The organism is Phenylobacterium aquaticum, from assembly GCF_022695515.1.
In the GTDB taxonomy this organism is placed as follows: domain Bacteria; phylum Pseudomonadota; class Alphaproteobacteria; order Caulobacterales; family Caulobacteraceae; genus Phenylobacterium; species Phenylobacterium aquaticum.
In genome coordinates, this window is sequence record NZ_JALDPT010000001.1 from 140,970 (window position 1) to 158,092 (window position 17,123).

A 17,123-nucleotide genomic window follows, 5' to 3' on the forward strand; every position below is an offset into this window, starting at 1 on the left:
CTGCAACTGAAAGACCATCAGGCCGCCGAGGCGGAAGCCCGCCTCGCACGCAGCCAGGTAGTATTCCCACATGCGGCAAAAGCGCTCGTCGTAGAGCTGCGCGGCGGTCGGCCGGCGGCCTGGAAGCGCTCGTACCAACGTTTCAGGGTCTCGGCGTAGTGCAACCGAAGGATCTCGACATCGGTCACCCAAAGCCCAGCCTTTTCGACGGCCGCCAAGACCTCCGAAAGTGATGGGCAATAGCCGCCGGGGAAGATGTATTTCTCGATCCAGGGGTCGCTTTCCGCCGGGGTCGCGCGGCGGCCTATGGCGTGGATCAGCGCCACGCCACCCGGCGCGAGGCGCTCGCGGACCGTCTCGAAGAACTCGACATAGTGGGGTTCTCCAACATGCTCGAACATGCCGACCGACACGATCCGGTCATAGACCCCGGTTTCGTGTCGGTAGTCGCGCAGGTGGAAGCGCACCCGATCCTCGAGGCGCTCGCCGGCCACGCGGCGCTGAGCCACGGCGATCTGTTCCTGCGAGAGCGTCAGGCCGTCAACCTGCGCCTCGTATTCGCGCGCCAGTTCGAGCGCCAGGCCGCCCCAGCCTGAGCCGATGTCCAGAACCCGGGTTCCGGGCGTCAGGCGAAGCTTGGCGGCGATGTGCCGTTTCTTTCGCGCCTGGGCAACCGCGAGTGATTCATCGCCGGTTTCGAAGTAGCCGCAGGAGTACTGCAGATCAGGGTCCAGGAAGAGCCGATAGAGGTCCTCGGAGAGATCGTAGTGATGCGCGACATTGGCCCGGGCCCGCGCGATCGGATTGGCCCGGCGCAGTCTGCGCAACGGTGCGGCGATCTCGGAAAGGGCGCCCGCCTGCCGGGCCAGTTCCTCGGAAGCGGCCACGGCGATCATGAGGAAATCGCGCAGATCGCCCGCCTCGAGGGTCAACCGGCCGTCCATGTAGGCCTCGCCGACGTGGAGGCTAGGGTTCGCCAGCAACCGCACCGCCTCACCGGGATCCGCCAGCCGAATGGTGACGAAGGGGGGCTCGCCGCTCCCGAAAGCGTGCTGGCGGTCCCAGGGATCGATCACCGCCAGGGTCCCGTACTGCACAGAGCGGCCAAGAACCTTGGCGAGCAGGTCGAAGGCCGCACGGTCGGGGAGGACGGAGCTGAGGGCGGTTCGCAGCATGGACGGGTTCCTGGCAAATCTGACGTGTCAGGCTCCCTAGACGCCGGCGCACCCGCCGAGATTACATCGGCGTCGGCTTGGGACGCGTCGACGCTGTCGAGAGAGCACCGAGCCGCGGCGCGATCAGCAGGGCGACGACGGCGCTGGCCGCCGCCAGCCCTGCACTCCACAAGAATGGCGCACCGCCGCCAAGCCACGCCAGGAGCCAGCCGCCGGCCGCGGCGCCGGCCGCTTGACCAAGGCTCGCCGCCGCCGTCTGCCGGCCCAGCTGGGCGCCTTGACGGGTCCCGGCGTGCGCCGAGAGCCAGTAGGCGAGCGTGGGGCTTACCGCGCCGGCGCTGGCGGCGACCACGCTGACCGCGGTCATCTCCGGGGCGAAGCCCGCCACCGACGACGCCAGGAGGAGGCCTGCGGAGAGCAAGCCAAAGCCGGGCGCGAGATAGCGCCAGGTGCTTTCGGCGCGAACGAGAGGCGAAAACAGCACCGCCTGAGTCACGAACATGACCAGGCTGCACACCGCGAACATGGCGGCGATCTCGCCTTGGGAGGCGCCGGCGAGCCGGCCGCTCCGCAGCGAGACAGAGACTTCGAAGACCCCGACGATGGCCGCGGCGGCGAAGGTGAGGGTGAGCAGTACGTTGGTGAGAGCGCCGTCACGCGCTGTCGGCTCGGCAACCAGTGCGGGCGCCCCATGGGGGCGTCGCATCGTCAGCCAGATCCAGCTGGCGGAGATCAAGGCCACCGCGGCTGCAGCGGCGAACGGCCCAAAAGCCGCGCCCGCGAGCCCGATCGACGGCCGCCCCGAGGCGCTGGTCCAGACGCTAAGACTGGGGCCCAGCACGAAGCCTGCGATGCTCGCCATGTTGAGCCAGGCCATCCGGCTGGCGCGCCATTGCCCGCTCGGCGCAGCGTCGGCCACGAAGGCCGCAGCCACCGGCGCGATCGCGGCGGCGAACAGACCGCTGGCGGAGCGCTCCAGGTAGAGCTGGGGAAGCGTCCGGACGAAGCCAAACGCCGCCATGCTGAGCGCAAATCCGGCCAGGCCCACCACAATGATCACGCGGCGCCCGTGCCGGTCCGACAGCCGGCCCCACATCGGCGCAAACAGGGCGACCGCCAGCATATAGACGGCCGTGAGGCCCCCCGCGTGCATCGCGACCGCGGCCGACTGCCCCTCGGCGGCGCGCACCAGCTGCGGCGCGATCGGCAGGATCAAGCCGAAACTGCTGGAGATCGTGAACGTCGCGACGATCAGGCCAGCGAGCGCCCAGCTGTTCGGACAGGCCGCCAGCGCCGGCCGCCCCTCAGTGGCCATCGGAGCCTCGAGGACGGCGACGTCTGATCGCGTGCGCGAGGAGCCGTCCGGACCCCGCGAGGACGAGGCCGCCCAGCACCCTGCGAGGGCGGCGAGGCCGCACGCCCCGCTGATCGCCCACGGCCGCCTCGATGGCCTTCCACACGCCAGGCGGCGGACTGACGGGTTCGATCGGATCGCCCAGGGCGGCGAGATGGTCGCGCCAGCGCGCCACCCGCCGCGCGAATCCGACATCGTAGATCATGCGCGCTCCAGCGACGGCTCGCGCGGCACCGGAGAGCAACCCCAGAGCATGTTCCGCGGCAAAGATCTCCGCCGCTGAATTGGGACGTCTATCCATTCCGGCGCTCCCTCGATTGCCGCGGATCCTGCGCATTGGCAGGAAGATCAGCGGTCGGACCGCCGGGACGGCTCGCGACGGCGGGCGCGCGCAGGGGCCAGCCGGCCTTGAACTCGCTTGTCGTGCTGCGGCGACGCTCCAGGATCGGCGTCGCCATGACCGCCGTGGCCGCCATGGCCGACCACGTGGAGGCTCGCGAAGGCGGCCGCCGCGAGGAGCCAGAGCCAATTCTGCGACAGCCAGGTCATGCTGGTCTCCATTTCCTCAGACGATCGACAGCCTCTGGGCGCCGTTCTTCCATTAGACGCGTGTTGCGACCGCGGCTTACACCAGCCCGTCGAGGGTGGCCTAGGCGCGGGCCTGGCCTGCGGGTTCGGAGAGCTGGTGGAGGCGGGCCTTGGCCCAGCAGTCGGCGAGGGCGCAGGTCTGACACTTCTCGTGCAAGGCCTGGCGCAGGGCGGCCCGGGCGCGGTGCACGCGCACGGCGGCGTTGTTGGCGGTGAGGCCCAGGGCTTCGGCGACCTCCTTGAGCGGGTGGTCCTCAAGATAGCTGCGCCGCAGGATCTCGGCGTAGTCGGGCTTGAGCCCCGCCACCAGTCCGCTGAGGCACTCGGCCGGGGCGACCAGGTCCGGCGCCTCGTCGGACCTGTCGGCGGGCCCGAAGTCAGGCTCCACGGCCAGGGTCTCGGCCAGCCGGCGCTGCACGGCGGCGCGGCGATAGCGGTCGACCACCAGGCGGCGCAGGGAGACGGCCATCCAGGCCTCGGGCCGCTCGGCGGCTTCGAGGGCGTGGGCGTGCTGCAGGAACTTGATGGAGGCGTCCTGCCAGGCGTCCTCGGCGTCTTCGTGGGAGGGCAGGCGGCTGCTCAGGAAGCGGACCTGGCCGGCGCGCTCGTCGGCGAGCCGGCGGGCCAGCCTCGCGGCGGCGGGATCAGCGTATCCCGGAGCCGGCAAATATTCCAATGGTTGTAATGTTGTAGACGCGCCTGCGTCTGAGGTCTGTAACATGGCCATCTGAAGCATCGCCCGAATTCCCTGAAGTCTTCGCTCGACAATCCTGGCCTTGATCCTACGCCTTCGATTTGACCTCGATCAATCTGCTTCCTATTGTCTCAAGTAAAAGAAATTCTGAGGGATTTTCTTCTGTCGCGCGTATAGGCCAACAGCACGCATAGATGACGGCCGTCGCCGGATCGGGTCACGCACCGCGCCTCGAAGCGGCTCCTAGGTCCGGTCGGTCCGGTCCAGGCTGCGCACCAGGCGAACGGTGAACCAGAGCGCGAGGCCATAGCCCAGGGCGGCGAGGACGGGCAGATTGCCGAGGATTCGCGGACCGATGCTATGTTGCATCAGCAGCGAGGCGGCGATGTAGAGGCCAAGGACGACGAGGGCGAGCGCGATGCGATCGGCCGCCCGACCCAGACGGTCGGCCGCGGCGGTCGCATCCGGGAGCCGGACGGCGAGCCCGCCCTTGAGGCGCCCGTCATGCAGCCAGCGGGCGGCGGCTTGCGGCAGATCGCGCGTCGCCGTCGCGATCTCCCAGCGGAATCGGTCGAACGCATGCGCGCCGCCACTCTTCGACCCTTCCAAAGACTGCAGTATCTGCGCTGCGCTCTCGCTGAACATCTGCGTGACGTTCAGCGTCGGATCCAGGGTCCGCAGGGTCCCTTCTGCCGTGAACACCGTGCGCATCAGCACGGCCAGGTGGGGCGGTAGCATGACCGCGTCGCGCCCGCCCAGCCGGGCGATGTCGAGCATGAGGTCGGCGATGGACCAGGCCTGCAGCGGGATGCCCTCGAGCTCGACCAGGATGGCTTCGACGCCCCGCGCGATCGCCGTGCGATCGACACCCGGCGTGAGCAGACCGAGATCGCCAGCCGCATCGGCCAGCCAGGCCGGATCCTGCGTCGCAAACGCCTGGACGAAGGCCATGAGCGCGCGTCGCGAGGCCCAGTCCAGCATGCCCACCGCGCCGAAGTCGTGAAAGCAGAGCCGGCCGTCTTCCAGGACGAAGATGTTGCCCGGATGCGGGTCGGCGTGGAATACGCCCAGGCGGAAGAACTGCTCCAGATAGAAGTTCACGAAAGCCCGGGTGAGGGCTTGGGCTTTGCCGGCCAGGGCCGGATCGCTGATGTCCCTGCCGTGGCTCATCTGCTGGACGAGAACGGTCGGGGCGCTCAGCGCCTCAATCACATCGGGGATGAAGACGGTGGCGGAGTCTTGGAAGGCCCGCGCGAAACGCCGGATGTTGCGCGCTTCCTCCTCGAGATCGGTCTCTCGGCGCAGGTTCCGCCAGATCTCGAGCGCCACGAGCACGGCGCGCCGCCGCCGCAAGAAGGGAATGAGGACGGTTCCCAACCAGGCGACCGCAACGACGATGCGCATGTCGCGATCGATCTGCGAGCGAACCCCGGGTCGCAGAACCTTGACCACGACCGCCCGGCCGTCCTGCAACCGGGCCTGATGGACCTGGGCGACGGACGCTGCGGCCAGCGGCGCGGGGTCGAAGTCCAGGAACAGCACATCAGGCCGCTGCCCCAGCGCGGCCTCAATGGCGGCGACGGCGGCCTCGGCCGAGAAGGGCCGCGCCGCCGACTGGAGACGGCTGAGCTCAGTGGTCCATACCGGCGAGAGCAGGTCCCGCCGCTGACTGAGCGCTTGGCCGAGTTTGACGAACGTCGGGCCCAGCCGCTCCAAGGCGCGCCGAACCCGCACGGGTAGGTCGAGCGCGGCTTGCGGCCGCACGCGCGCCCACACCGCCGCGATGAGTAGGCCGAAGGCGACGAAGCCGATCTGGAGCGCCCTGAGGATGATCATGCCGCCGCCTCGTCGCACGCGCCGATGTCGCCAGCTGGACGCCGCTGGGCGCGCGCCATTACAGGGGCCCAAGGCGCGACCCCACCGCGCGCCGCGGCGGGCACGCGCCACAGACCCCGCCGGACGGGCCCCCCGCCGCAGGCGCGCGAGTACATCCTATCGATGCGTGGTCGCCACCAGGCCCGCGGCCAAGGGACCGCCCGCATCGAGCGCCTTAGGGGACCAAGATCATCGCGACGATCGTAATTGGGCCGGCGGCCGCGCGTCTGAACTATTCGGCCGAAAGCGCCTCATGGAGACGACGTGCGAACACTCCGATCCTCCGCGTTCATGGCCCTGTGGGCCGGTTGGACGGGCTTGTTTGGCCTGACCATCCCGCTGCTGTGGCTCAGCGGATCCCCGCCCAACGCGATCCGTCGGTTCTCCAGGGTGTGGGCGCGCGGGGTGCTCGCCCTGCTCGCGATCGTCGTCGGCCTGCGGTTCGTGGTGCGCGGCCAGCCGCCGTCCGCCCCGGCACTGGTCGTCGCCAACCACCAGTCCACGTGGGAGACGGTCGCGGCGCTGGTCCTGTTTCCCGACGTCGCCATCGTCACCAAACGCGAACTCCTGCGCATCCCGGTGATGAGCTGGTATCTGCGTCGCTCGCCGATGATCGTGATCGACCGCGATGATCGTCGGGCGGTGCGCGAGATGCTGGTGCAAAGCCGCGCGGCGCTGAAGACCGGCCGCTCGGTGTTGATCTTCCCTGAGGGGACCCGCGCGCCGCCCGGCGCTGGGGTGCGCTTCAAACGCGGCGTGGAATGGCTCTATCGCGGGCTTGACGTGGAAGTGACGCCGGTCGCCTACGACACCGGCCGGTTCTGGCCTCCCGGCGGCGGTCCGACGCGCGCGGGGGTCATCACGGTCAGCCTATTGCCGGCGATTCCCCCCGGCCTGCCGCCTGCGGAGTTCATACGCCGCGCGGAACAGGCCATCGAAGCCGCGCTCACGGCCACCCCCGAGCGCTTAACATAAAGCTGGGTAGCACTAAGTTTCCGGCAACTGCGGGGGGCAGCCTTTGAAGCGCCGTCACCGGCGAGACGGGCGGTCATCCTGCGATCCCACCCGGTCGAGCGCTTCGATCACGGACGTCCAGGGCGCCGATCCTTGGCGAGACGACAGGTCCGCCGCAGGCGCAACCGGGCCGTCAGCCTGGCCCCCCGGCGCGAGCGTCTCCGGACCGAGCACGCCCATTGCGGCGAGCAACATGGCGCAGGCGACGTACTCGTCCCGACGGGCGCTCACCAGGCCGAACTGGGCCTCCCGCAGCGCCTGCTCGGCGTTCAGCACGTCCAGCGGCGTGCGCAGCCCGACCTCGGCTTCGCGACGCACCCCTTGCCAGGCCGCCATCTCCGCCCGCACCTGCTCCGCATTTCCCGCGACCCCGGCTCGGGCGGCCGCCACCTGCCGCCACGCCTGCGACACCGAGCGTTCCGTCTCGCGTCGCGCCTGTTGCTCCTCGAGCTCCGCCGCGTCGGCGCGGGCCGCCGCCTGACGCACGCCCGATCCGATCAGTCCGCCCGAGGCCAGCGGCATCTTGAAGACCAGCGCGGCGGCGCTGAACTGATCATAGCCGCGGAAGGGGGAGGCGCCGGAAGCCCCCCCACCGGCCACGCCCAGGCTACCGCGCAGGCTGACTTCCGGCCGCCCGCGCGCCCTGGCCTCCGCGACCCGGGCGGCGCTGGCGCGTGACGCCGCCTCGGCCTGTCGGATCCGCGGATCGCGGTCCACGGCGATGCGCGCGGCGTCGGCAAGGCTGGGCGGCAGGGCGGCTGCGATAGGCGGCTCCGGCGCCAGGTTCTCCGGCGCATGGCCGACCAGGGCGCGGAAGTTGTCTTGGCTGATCCCAAGCTGGGCCTCGGCCGCGGCGACGCGCGTTTGGGCGGCGGCGAAACGGCCTTCGGTCTGCGCGAGATCGGTCCGCGTGATCACCTTTACCCGCAGGTTCGCCTGCGCCTCGGCGAGCTGACGGTTCAGAACCTCGGCGCTGTCCTTGCTGATGGCGAGACGCTCCTCGTCGCGGCGCACATCGACGTAGGCGGCGATCACATTGAGCAGCAGCGCCTGGCCGGCGCTGCGCAAGCCTTCGCGTCCCGCCGCGACCTCGGCTTCAGCCGCGGTGATCGCATGCGCCACGCGCCCGCCGGTGTAGAGCGGCTGCTCGCCCACCAGGCCCAGGCCCGAGGCGTTGATCTGCCCGAGCAGGGGGAGGGCGGTTTCGCTGCGCAGTATCCCTCCGGTGACGCCGAGGGTGGGCTGATAACCGGCTCGCGCCTGCGACACGACCTCGCCCAGCGCGCGCTGACCTTCCCGACGGGCCCGCAGTCCAGGGTTGGTCCGGTAAGCCGCATCGAGCGCATCGCCCAAGGTTTCCGCGTAGGCCGGCGAGGCCAGGAACGCCAGCGCCAAGCTGAAGATCCACCCTGAACACGCGATCCGGCGTGACCTCGTCATCTTGATCCCCCTCGATGCCCGCGTCGGGCGCGCCGGCCAGGCCGACCGCGCTCGCTAAAGGACGACACACCCCGCCGCCGATTACAGCGTGAGGGGACGGCGGGCTCCGATCTGGCTGTAAGCAGGCTCACGGCTCAGCGTCTGCTCGCTTGGGCCGATCGCGAGCCCGGGCGGCGGAGGAGATCGCGTAGAGGTGTCGCAACTGGAAGCCTTGGGGCGGCTCAGCGTGGCGCTGGCGATTGGACTGCTGATTGGGCTCGAGCGCGGCTGGCGGCGACGCAGCGCGGGCGAGGGCGGCCGTGCGGCAGGTCTACGGACCCTAGGCCTGACCGGCCTGTTGGGCGGCGTGGTGGCGCTCACCGTTCAGGGGGCCGCCGACGCCCTGCTGGGCGCCGCGTTCCTCTCCGTCGCGCTGGTGCTCGGCGGGTTTCAATGGCTGGAGGCCCGTCGCACGAGAGATGCAAGCGCGACCGGTGTAATCGCCGGGCTGCTGGCCTTCGCCTTGGGCGCCTACGCGGTCCGCGGGACGCTGCAGATCGCGGTCGGCGGCGCCGTCGCCGCCACCGCCCTGCTCGCGTTCAAGCGACCCTTGCACGCGTGGGTGCGTGCGCTCAGTTGGTCGGAGCTGCGCGCCCTCGTTGTTCTGCTGGTAATGACCGCCCTGATCCTGCCGGTGCTGCCGGATCGGACCTTCGATCCTTGGCAGGCGCTCAATCCCCGGCGGATCTGGCTGCTGGCGGTGTTGATCGCCGGCGTCTCGTTTATGGGGTACGCGGCCGTGCGGATCGCCGGCGCCCGGGGCGGGCTGCTGCTCTCCGCCCTCGCCGGAGGCTTGGCCTCATCGACGGCGACGACCTTGAGCTTTGCGCGGCTGGTGCGCGCAAATCCCGCGCTGTGCACATGGCTGGCCGGCGGCAGCCTGATTTCCAGCGGCCTGATGGCCCTGCGCGTCCTCGTGCTCGCGGGCGCCATCAATCGGCCGTTCGCATCGGCGCTCGCCTGGCCGATGGGCGCGGTCGCCTTGGTGCTCGGCGCAGCCGGGGCGCTGCTGATGACCAGACGCCCGGCCGGCGCTGGCTCCACGCAGGTGACCACACTGAGCAATCCGCTCGAATTGGCTGCGGCGCTCAAGTTCGCGGGGCTGATCGCGGTGATCATGGTGTTGGGCAAGGTGCTCTCGCGCACCCTCGGCGCATCGGGCGTCTACGCTCTGGCGGTGTTGTCGGGCGTCGCGGACGTCGACGCGCTGACCCTCTCGGTGTCGGGTCTCGCCGATCGCGACCTGGCAAGGTCGGCCGCCGTGTTGGCGGTGAGCCTGGCCGTGGGCTCCAACACGCTGTCGAAGGCCGCCATCGCCAGCGTCGTCGGAGGTCGACGGCATGGCCTGCTGATCGGCGGCGCCAGTCTCGCGGCCGTGGCGATCGGCGCGATGGTCCTCGTCGTGCGCAGCTGAAAGGGCGGGCGGTGTAAGCGCCCGGTCCCCTGAGCGTCTAGGCGGGAGCGGTGCTCGGGACCTTCTCGAGCGCGAAGCGAAGGAGCCGCCGGATGCGAGACCCCGCCCATAGGAAAGCCCAGCCATCGCTGAAGGTTGACCATGCCGGTGCGGCCTGCGCCAGGGCCCAGGCGTCGGCTCGCCTCGATGAGGCGCTCGCAGATTCGAGTCCGGCCAGCGATCCCCCCGCGCTCACCGCCCGGCGGGCGGCGGGCGAGCCCAAGGCCTGTGCCGCATCCGCCTGCGCGGATACGGCGTCGAACCGCTGACATTCAGATTGCGAGACGTGACGATGGATCTGAACTCCGATTGGGTCGCCAGCTTCGAGGAGCTCGGGCGCGGCGACGTGGCGCAGGTGGGCGGCAAGAACGCATCGCTCGGCGAGATGGTGTCCAACCTGTCGAGCCGAGGGGTGCGCGTCCCGCCCGGATTCGCCACCACCGCGGCGGCCTATTGGCGCTTCCTGGACGCTAACGGGCTCAGGGACGTGATCGCTGGCGCGGTCGGCGACTTGGCGCAGGGGCGGGCGCCCTTGCCGGCTGTGGGCCGCCGCTTGCGCGAGGCGATGCTCGCTGGCCGCTGGCCCGAGGACATCGCGGCCGCGATCGTCGAAGCCTACCGGGCGCTCTGCGGCCGGATCGGCCGTTCGGACGCTGACGTGGCCGTGCGGTCCAGCGCCACCGCCGAGGATCTGCCGGACGCCAGTTTCGCCGGCCAGCAGGAGAGCTTCCTGAACATCCGCGGCGAGGCCGCGCTGCTTGACGCGTGCAAGCGTTGCTACGCCTCTCTGTTCACCGACCGGGCCATCTCCTACCGCGCGGCCAAGGGCTTCGATCACACGAAGGTGGCGCTGTCGATCGGGGTCCAGCAGATGGTCCGCTCGGATCGGGCCGGGGCGGGGGTGATGTTCTCCCTCGACACGGAGAGTGGTTTCGATCGCGTGGTGCTCATAAACGCCGCCTGGGGTCTCGGCGAGATGGTGGTGCAGGGCGCCGTGGACCCCGATGAATACCAGGTCTTCAAACCGCTCCTCGACGCGCCCGGCGTCACACCGATCCTCGAGAAGCGGCTCGGCGCCAAGGCCGAAAAGCTTATCTACGCCTCAGGCGGCGAGGCGCCGACCCGCCGAACCGCCACCTCACGCCGGGAACAGGGGAGCTACGTCCTCCTGGACACTGAGATCCTGCAGCTCGCGCGCTGGGCTCGGGTCATCGAGGACCATTATGGCGTCCCGATGGACATGGAATGGGCGAAGGACGGCGAGAGCGGCGAGCTCTTCATCGTCCAGGCGCGGCCGGAGACCGTGCAGTCGCGCAAGGGCACGGCGGCCCTGCACAGCTATTCGGTCAGCGCGAAAGGGCCGGTTCTGGCCACCGGGCTCGCCATCGGCGAGGCGGCCGTGGCGGGTCGCGTGTGCCTTCTGCAGAGCCCGCAGGAGATCGGTCAGTTCATCGACGGCTCGATCCTGGTGACGACCTCGACCGACCCGGACTGGGTGCCGATCATGAAGCGGGCGGCGGCGATCGTCACCGACCACGGCGGCCGGACCTCGCATGCGGCGATCGTCAGCCGTGAACTCGGCCTGCCGGCCATCGTCGGCGCGGGCGATGCGAGCCAGGTGCTGCATGACGGCCAGGAGATCACCGTGTCCTGTGCGGAGGGCGAGCAAGGGTTCGTCTATGAGGGGGTGGCGCAGATCGAGCAGACGGCGCTCGATCTGCAGGGCCTGCCGGCGACCCGCACCCAGATCATGCTCAATCTGGCCAACCCCGGGACCGCGTTTCGCTGGTGGCGGCTGCCGGCCGACGGCGTGGGCCTGGCGCGGATGGAGTTCGTCATCAGCAACCACGTTCGCGTGCACCCGATGGCGCTGGTCAATTTCGCCAGCCTGAAAGACGAGGCCGCCGCTCGCGCCATCGAGGAGATCGCCGCCGGTTACGAGGACAAGACGGAATATTTCGTCGACCGCTTGGCGCGCGGCCTGTCGCGCATCGCGGCGGTCTTCCACCCCAAGCCGGTCATCATTCGGATGAGCGACTTCAAGACCAACGAATACGCCAACCTGATCGGCGGCGCCGCCTTCGAGCCTCAGGAGGAGAATCCGATGCTCGGGTTCCGGGGCGCCTCACGGTACTACTCGCCGCGCTATCAGGCGGGCTTCGCTCTGGAGTGTCGCGCCATCCAGCGCCTGCGCGACACCATCGGTCTGCGCAATGTGGTGGTGATGATCCCGTTCTGCCGGTCCACCGCCGAGGCGGACCGGGTGCTGGCGGTGATGGCCGAGAACGGCCTCGAGCGCGGCCGGGACGGTTTGGAGGTCTACGTCATGTGCGAAATTCCGTCGAACGTCATCCTTGCGGCCGACTTCGCCCGGCGATTCGACGGCTTCTCGATCGGCAGCAACGACCTCACCCAGCTGACGCTGGGGGTGGACCGCGATTCCGGCGACCTCGCGGGCCTGTTCGACGAGCAGGATCCGGCCGTTAAATGGATGATCGGCGAGGTCCTGCGCGCGGCCGGGGAGGCCGGCGCGAAGGTCGGAATCTGCGGCGAAGCGCCCAGCAACCATCCAGAATTTGCGCGTTTCCTCGTTGAGAGGGGCATCGACTCCATCTCCGTGAGCCCTGATAGTTTCGTGGCGGTGAAGCGGGTCGTCGCCGATGCGGAGGCGACGCCGCGGCCATGAGAATCAAGGATCCTCGCCAGCATGGATGATCGGCGCGCAGCGACGGGTACGGCTGCGGCGGACCGTCTCAACGAGGCCTGCTTCTGCATCACCCTCGACCGGCGCCTGTTGAACGAAGCGCTCGACGAAACGGCGGGAGAGGCCGGGTTTGCCCAGGCTCTCGTGGACGCCCACCCTTGGTTGTTCGCGAACTCGCCCGTCTTTCTCCGGACCGACCTGCTGCGCGATATGCTGGACGTGGTCGCCGCCGTGCAAGCCGCGGCGGCCGTACCGGACTATCGGGCTGCGGCGCTCGCCTGGGCGCCGGCGTTGGCGCGCCCAGACCCGGGACCCTTGGGCGTCTTCATGGGCTATGACTTCCACCTCACCGAAAGCGGCCCGAAGCTCATCGAGATCAACACCAACGCCGGCGGCGCCTTCCTGAACGCCGTGCTCGGCCGCGCTCAGCAGGCCTGCTGCGGCGCCGATCTTATCGCCCGCAGCGACGCCTCGCCGGACACCTTCGCTGCGCGCGTGGCGGACATGTTCAAGGCGGAATGGCGCCGGCAGGGTCGAGAGGGGGCGCCGCGGCGCATCGCCATCGTCGACGATGACCCCGCAGGGCAGCCGCTGCGCGGCGAGTTCACGCTCGCGCAGGCGCTGCTGCGCACGGCAGGTCTGGAGACGATCATCGCCGACCCGCAGGACCTCAAGCTTGACGGCGATCAGCTGCTCTGCGGCGGCGAACCGGTCGACCTCGTGTACAATCGTCTGGTGGACTTCTGGTTGGACGCGCCGGGCCACGCGGTGCTGCGGCGCGCCTATGAAGCGGGCAGGGTGGTCGTGACGCCCAACCCGCACGTCTATGCGCTCTATGCTGACAAGCGAAACTTGACCCTTCTCTCCGACCGCGAACAGCTGGCCGCCTGGGGACTGGCGAGCCACCACGGCGAGACGCTGGCGCGCGCCGTCCTCCGCACGGTGCGTCTGACCCCAAACAACGCCGATCGCCTCTGGTCAGAGCGCAACCATTGGTTCTTCAAGCCTGCGCGCGGGCACGCCAGCAAGGCCGCCTATCGCGGCGCGAAGCTGACCCGCCGGGTGTGGGGCGAGATCCTCGATGCTGACTATGTGGCGCAAGCCTATGCACCACCGAGCGAACGCGCGCTGCTGCGAGATGGCGAACATGTCCGGCTGAAGGTCGACGTCAGGCTCTACACCTACGGCCGCGCCTTGCTCCTGACGGCCGCGCGGCTCTATCAGGGCCAGACCACAAACATGCGGACGCCCAGCGGTGGGTTCGCGCCAGTCTTGGTGCTGCGCCAGCCGGCATAGCGCCGCCGGGCCAGCCGGCCTTGCCGTCGGCCGCCAACAGCGGCCGACGGTACTGAGAACCCTCAGCGGGGCGCGGGCGGCGCCGTTTCGGACGCGGCCGGCTTGTCCATCATGGCCTGGCATTTGTCATGCATCCCCTTCATCTCGGCAGGCGAGAGCGGCTTGCCATTGGGGTAGCTGGCAATGCCCATCTTGTCGCGCGTGTGATCGTGCGGCTGCTTGGGGTCCATCATGCGGCCCATGTAAGCCTTGCAGTCCTCGTGCAGCTTGGCGTCGGCCGCCTTGGCCCGCGCCTCGGTGACCCCCGGATGGTGGGCGGCGTGGTCCTGCGCCAGGGCGGCGCTCCCGCTTAGCAGGGCCGCCGCGACGCCCGCGATAATGAATCTCATGATGATCTCCTTGAATGGCGCCCCCTCGGCGCTCACTTGGCCTGACGCAACCCAGCCGAAAGCCTTACGGCGATCGTCAGCGGCGTTGACCGAACAGGTTGAGCAGGAACTGGAAGAGGTTGATGAAGTCCAGGTAGAGGCTGAGCGCGCCATAGCTGCTCGCCGCGCCCAGGGCCGCGGTATCGCCACCCAGGTCGTGATAGGTCAGCTTCAGACGCTGGGTGTCATAGGCGATGAGCCCGGCGAAGATGAGCACGCCGATCGCGCTGAACAGAAACGAGAACCCGGGCGGGTTCCAGAACATCCGCACGAGCGAGGCCAGCACCAGGCCCACCAGGCCGATCATCAGGAAGCTGCCGAACCCCGTGAGATCCTTCTTCGTCGTGTAGCCGAAGAGGCTGAGCGCGCCGAACGCCGCGGCCGTGATCAGGAAGGTGCTGGCGAGAGATGCGCCGGTATAGACCAGGCCGAGAACGCCCAGCGAGGCACCGATCAGCGCGCTGATGCCGAAGAAGAGGAGACCTGCGCCCCGGGCGGTCGGCTGCCGCATGGCGAACATCGATCCCAGCAGCACCACCAGCGGGGCGAACGCAACCGCCATGCCGAGCAGGGTGTAGCCGGCGAACCGGCCATCTGGCGCGAGCCGGAACATGGCGTCGCGCACCGGCGGGACCATGCTGGTCAGGTAGGCGAGCGCGGCCGAAAGCAGGAGGCCGAGAGCGACCTTGTTGTACACACCGAGCATGAAACGACGCAGGCCCGCGTCTACCGCCATGTCCAGCTGAGCTGGCGCGCGGAGCGTCTGATGATCTAAATGAGCCATGTGAGCCTCCTCCTGCCGCCCGTCCTCAGGTCCTGAGCGACCCCCCGGGCTCCCAATTGACGCGCCGAATCGCGGATCATTACGCGGGCGCGCCGTGACCGACGAATGTGGCGCCTTCCAGCGGATATCTCACCCTCGCGTCAGCAGCCGTGGCGGCGCGGCGGGCTCTCCTCCTTCCGGCGGGTCGACGTCGAGGGCGCTGCGCGGCCTCGCGGGTCCCTGACGGGCTGATCTTGGGTGTGCGTCGCCGTGCGATGACGGCCGTGCCGCCCGTGGCCGAAGAGGTGGACGGCGACGAAGCCGCCCGCGAGAAGAACCCAGATCCAATTGTTCGAGAGCCAAGCCATGACCGCCTCCTTGTTCCGGAGCAAGACGCGCCGGTCCTGGTCTTGGTTACAGCTGAGTTCCTAGTCGGCAGTCGGCCGTGCGGCCGCGTGGGGGGCCAGGCGCAGCAGCCGCAATATGATCGGCAGTGCTGCTCGGCCCGAGGCCTTCGGGCTTCTCTTCGCGGGCAGGTCAATGGCTGAGCAGCACAGCTCGTTTGGTTTGGGCCAGGAGCGCGCGCGTGAACCCGCCGAAAACCCACTCTCCAAGGCGGCTGTGTCCGTAGGCGCCGGCCACGATCAGGTCGGCCGCGTGTTGATCGGCCAGTTCGAACAACTGTTGAGCGGAGCTGACGTCCCGCTCCTCATGGCCCACCCGCGTCGCGGCGCGCACGCCATGGCGGAGCAGGTATTGCGCGACGTCGGCGAGCCGGGCTTCAGCCGCCGGGGCCTCGGCATGGCCGCAGATTTCCGCCACCAACACCGCCTTGGCGCGCTTCAGGATCGGCAGGGCGTCGGCCAGCGCGCGGCGCGCTTCTCGCGTGTCTCTCCACGCCACGAGCACGCGACCCAGTTCGAGGCTTTTAGCGTCCGCTGGGGCGACGAGAACCGGTCGGCCAGTCTGCAGAGCCAACGCCGCCGGCGTGGCGACGTTGTAGTCCGACCGCCCATGGCGGCGGCTGGGACTTGTCACAATCAGGTCAGCCGCCCGGGCTTCGGCCGCGACTTCGACGATCGGGAACTGGATCGCTGAACGCCAGTCCGACCCCTGCCGCACCGCTGCGGCGGCGGCCTCGAATTTCGCCTTCGCCTTCTGCAGATCGGCCTCGATCAGCGCCGTCTGCGCCGTATACATCTCCGCCGCGGCGTAGCCACCGTCGAACTCTCCGCCGACGGCCCAAGTCCGCCAGAGTTCGGCGCCCACGCCGATCAGCTTGGCGTCGAACTGATTGGCCAGATCGATGGCGAGCGACAACCGGCAATCGACCTCAGGTTCCGCTTCGACGGGGACCAGTAGGGTGGCGTAGGACATATCAGCGACTCCTCCAGAACGACATTCCTCACGGCCCGCTCCAGCGAGACGAACGCGGACCCGCAGGGGTTCGCCCGGAGCTTGCGCCGTTCCGCTGCGCAGCCCTCCGGCGTGAGACGCCAGCGTACTAGAAACCTTACAGGGGTCGGCGAAGGTTGCCGGACCGGCGTCGAGCCGAGGACAAGCTGTAATGAGCATATCCAGGACGCGTCTCTCATCCCGGGGCTGCCACATCTGGCTTCACCGCAACGGATTTATGGGAGACCGATGTGACCAATTTCATGCGACGTTTCGCACGTCTCGGAGCGCTGATGCTCTTCCCGGTCCTGCTGGCCGGTTGCGGCGTGAACACCATCCCCACCAAGCAGGAAAAGGCCAAGGCCTCATGGGCGGATGTCCAGAGCCAGTACCAGCGGCGGGCTGATTTGGTCCCGAACCTGGTCGCCACCGTACAGGGCTACGCCGTGCAGGAGCGCACCGTGCTCACCCAGGTGACGCAGGCCCGCGCTTCGGCGACTCAGGTCAAGGTCGATGCATCGACCATCACCGACCCAGCAGCGTTCCAGCGCTACCAGGCGGCCCAGAACCAGCTCACCGGCGTGCTCGGTCGGCTGTTGGCGATCAGCGAGAACTATCCCGATCTGAAGTCCAACCAGAACTTCCTGGCCCTTCAGAGCCAGTTGGAGGGCACCGAGAACCGGATCGCCGTCGCCCGCCGCGACTACAACGAAGCCGTGCGCGACTACAATACTAGCCTGCGCACGTTCCCGACCATCATCTGGGCCAAGACCGCCTATTCCTCCGCCAAACCGATGCAGCTGTTCCAGGCCGCCGAGACCTCCCAGGCTGCGCCGACCGTCAGCTTCGCGCCGGCGCCGGCCGCCAACTCGGCCGCCGCACCGCGCGCCCCCGCCCAATGACCG

General features: G+C 69.2%; 15 protein-coding genes. 5 read left to right on the forward strand and 10 right to left on the reverse strand.

The window, feature by feature from the left end; translation table 11 throughout:
* Positions 1-17: 17 nt before the first annotated feature.
* The 6 genes from MQH10_RS00605 to MQH10_RS00630 form a co-directional block, all read right to left on the reverse strand.
* On the reverse strand, positions 18-1,175 hold the full coding sequence (locus MQH10_RS00605; protein ID WP_242562133.1) for an SAM-dependent methyltransferase: 1,158 nt from the start codon (positions 1,173-1,175) through the stop codon (positions 18-20).
* A gap of 61 nt (positions 1,176-1,236) precedes the next feature.
* Entirely contained in the window at positions 1,237-2,490 is a 1,254-nt protein-coding gene (locus MQH10_RS00610; protein WP_242562134.1) for an MFS transporter, read from the reverse strand.
* On the reverse strand, positions 2,480-2,734 hold the full coding sequence (locus tag MQH10_RS00615; RefSeq protein ID WP_242562135.1) for a hypothetical protein: 255 nt from the start codon (positions 2,732-2,734) through the stop codon (positions 2,480-2,482). Before MQH10_RS00615 ends, MQH10_RS00610 begins: the two co-directional genes overlap by 11 nt.
* A gap of 143 nt (positions 2,735-2,877) precedes the next feature.
* Positions 2,878-3,078: a DUF2933 domain-containing protein gene (locus MQH10_RS00620; RefSeq protein WP_242562136.1), complete on the reverse strand. Its 201-nt coding sequence runs from the start codon at positions 3,076-3,078 to the stop codon at positions 2,878-2,880.
* Positions 3,079-3,178: 100 nt separating this feature from the next.
* Entirely contained in the window at positions 3,179-3,784 is a 606-nt protein-coding gene (locus tag MQH10_RS00625) for an RNA polymerase sigma factor (RefSeq protein WP_242562137.1), read from the reverse strand.
* 270 nt (positions 3,785-4,054) lie between these two features.
* Positions 4,055-5,647: an ABC1 kinase family protein gene (locus tag MQH10_RS00630; protein WP_242562138.1), complete on the reverse strand. Its 1,593-nt coding sequence runs from the start codon at positions 5,645-5,647 to the stop codon at positions 4,055-4,057.
* A gap of 330 nt (positions 5,648-5,977) precedes the next feature.
* Here MQH10_RS00630 and MQH10_RS00635 point away from each other — a divergent pair, with 330 nt between their 5' ends.
* Positions 5,978-6,661: a lysophospholipid acyltransferase family protein gene (locus MQH10_RS00635; RefSeq protein WP_242562139.1), complete on the forward strand. Its 684-nt coding sequence runs from the start codon at positions 5,978-5,980 to the stop codon at positions 6,659-6,661.
* Between the two features lie 54 nt (positions 6,662-6,715).
* Here MQH10_RS00635 and MQH10_RS00640 read toward each other — a convergent pair whose 3' ends face one another.
* The gene (locus MQH10_RS00640; protein WP_242562140.1) at positions 6,716-8,095 is read right to left on the reverse strand and encodes a TolC family outer membrane protein; all 1,380 of its coding nucleotides are present in this window, start codon (positions 8,093-8,095) and stop codon (positions 6,716-6,718) included.
* Positions 8,096-8,333: 238 nt separating this feature from the next.
* Here MQH10_RS00640 and MQH10_RS00645 point away from each other — a divergent pair, with 238 nt between their 5' ends.
* From MQH10_RS00645 to MQH10_RS00655, 3 genes are all read left to right on the forward strand, one after another.
* Positions 8,334-9,593: an MgtC/SapB family protein gene (locus MQH10_RS00645; protein ID WP_242562141.1), complete on the forward strand. Its 1,260-nt coding sequence runs from the start codon at positions 8,334-8,336 to the stop codon at positions 9,591-9,593.
* 331 nt (positions 9,594-9,924) lie between these two features.
* Positions 9,925-12,318, forward strand: a complete 2,394-nt coding sequence (ppsA, locus tag MQH10_RS00650) for a phosphoenolpyruvate synthase (protein ID WP_242562142.1) — start codon at positions 9,925-9,927, stop codon at positions 12,316-12,318.
* 21 nt (positions 12,319-12,339) lie between these two features.
* Complete coding sequence (locus MQH10_RS00655; RefSeq protein ID WP_242562143.1) at positions 12,340-13,632, forward strand: hypothetical protein; 1,293 nt, start codon at positions 12,340-12,342, stop codon at positions 13,630-13,632.
* Positions 13,633-13,694: 62 nt separating this feature from the next.
* Here MQH10_RS00655 and MQH10_RS00660 read toward each other — a convergent pair whose 3' ends face one another.
* From MQH10_RS00660 to MQH10_RS00670, 3 genes are all read right to left on the reverse strand, one after another.
* Positions 13,695-14,021, reverse strand: coding sequence for a hypothetical protein (locus tag MQH10_RS00660; protein ID WP_242562144.1), 327 nt, complete (start codon positions 14,019-14,021; stop codon positions 13,695-13,697).
* 76 nt (positions 14,022-14,097) lie between these two features.
* Positions 14,098-14,796 carry a Bax inhibitor-1/YccA family protein gene (locus tag MQH10_RS00665; RefSeq protein WP_336605017.1) on the reverse strand — a complete coding sequence of 233 codons (699 nt, stop codon included), beginning with the start codon at positions 14,794-14,796 and terminating at the stop codon, positions 14,098-14,100.
* 564 nt (positions 14,797-15,360) lie between these two features.
* A complete protein-coding gene (locus MQH10_RS00670; RefSeq protein WP_242562146.1) occupies positions 15,361-16,200 on the reverse strand; it encodes a universal stress protein in 840 nt (279 codons plus the stop codon).
* A gap of 311 nt (positions 16,201-16,511) precedes the next feature.
* Here MQH10_RS00670 and MQH10_RS00675 point away from each other — a divergent pair, with 311 nt between their 5' ends.
* Complete coding sequence (locus MQH10_RS00675; RefSeq protein ID WP_242562147.1) at positions 16,512-17,120, forward strand: LemA family protein; 609 nt, start codon at positions 16,512-16,514, stop codon at positions 17,118-17,120.
* The last annotated feature ends 3 nt before the right edge of the window (positions 17,121-17,123 follow it).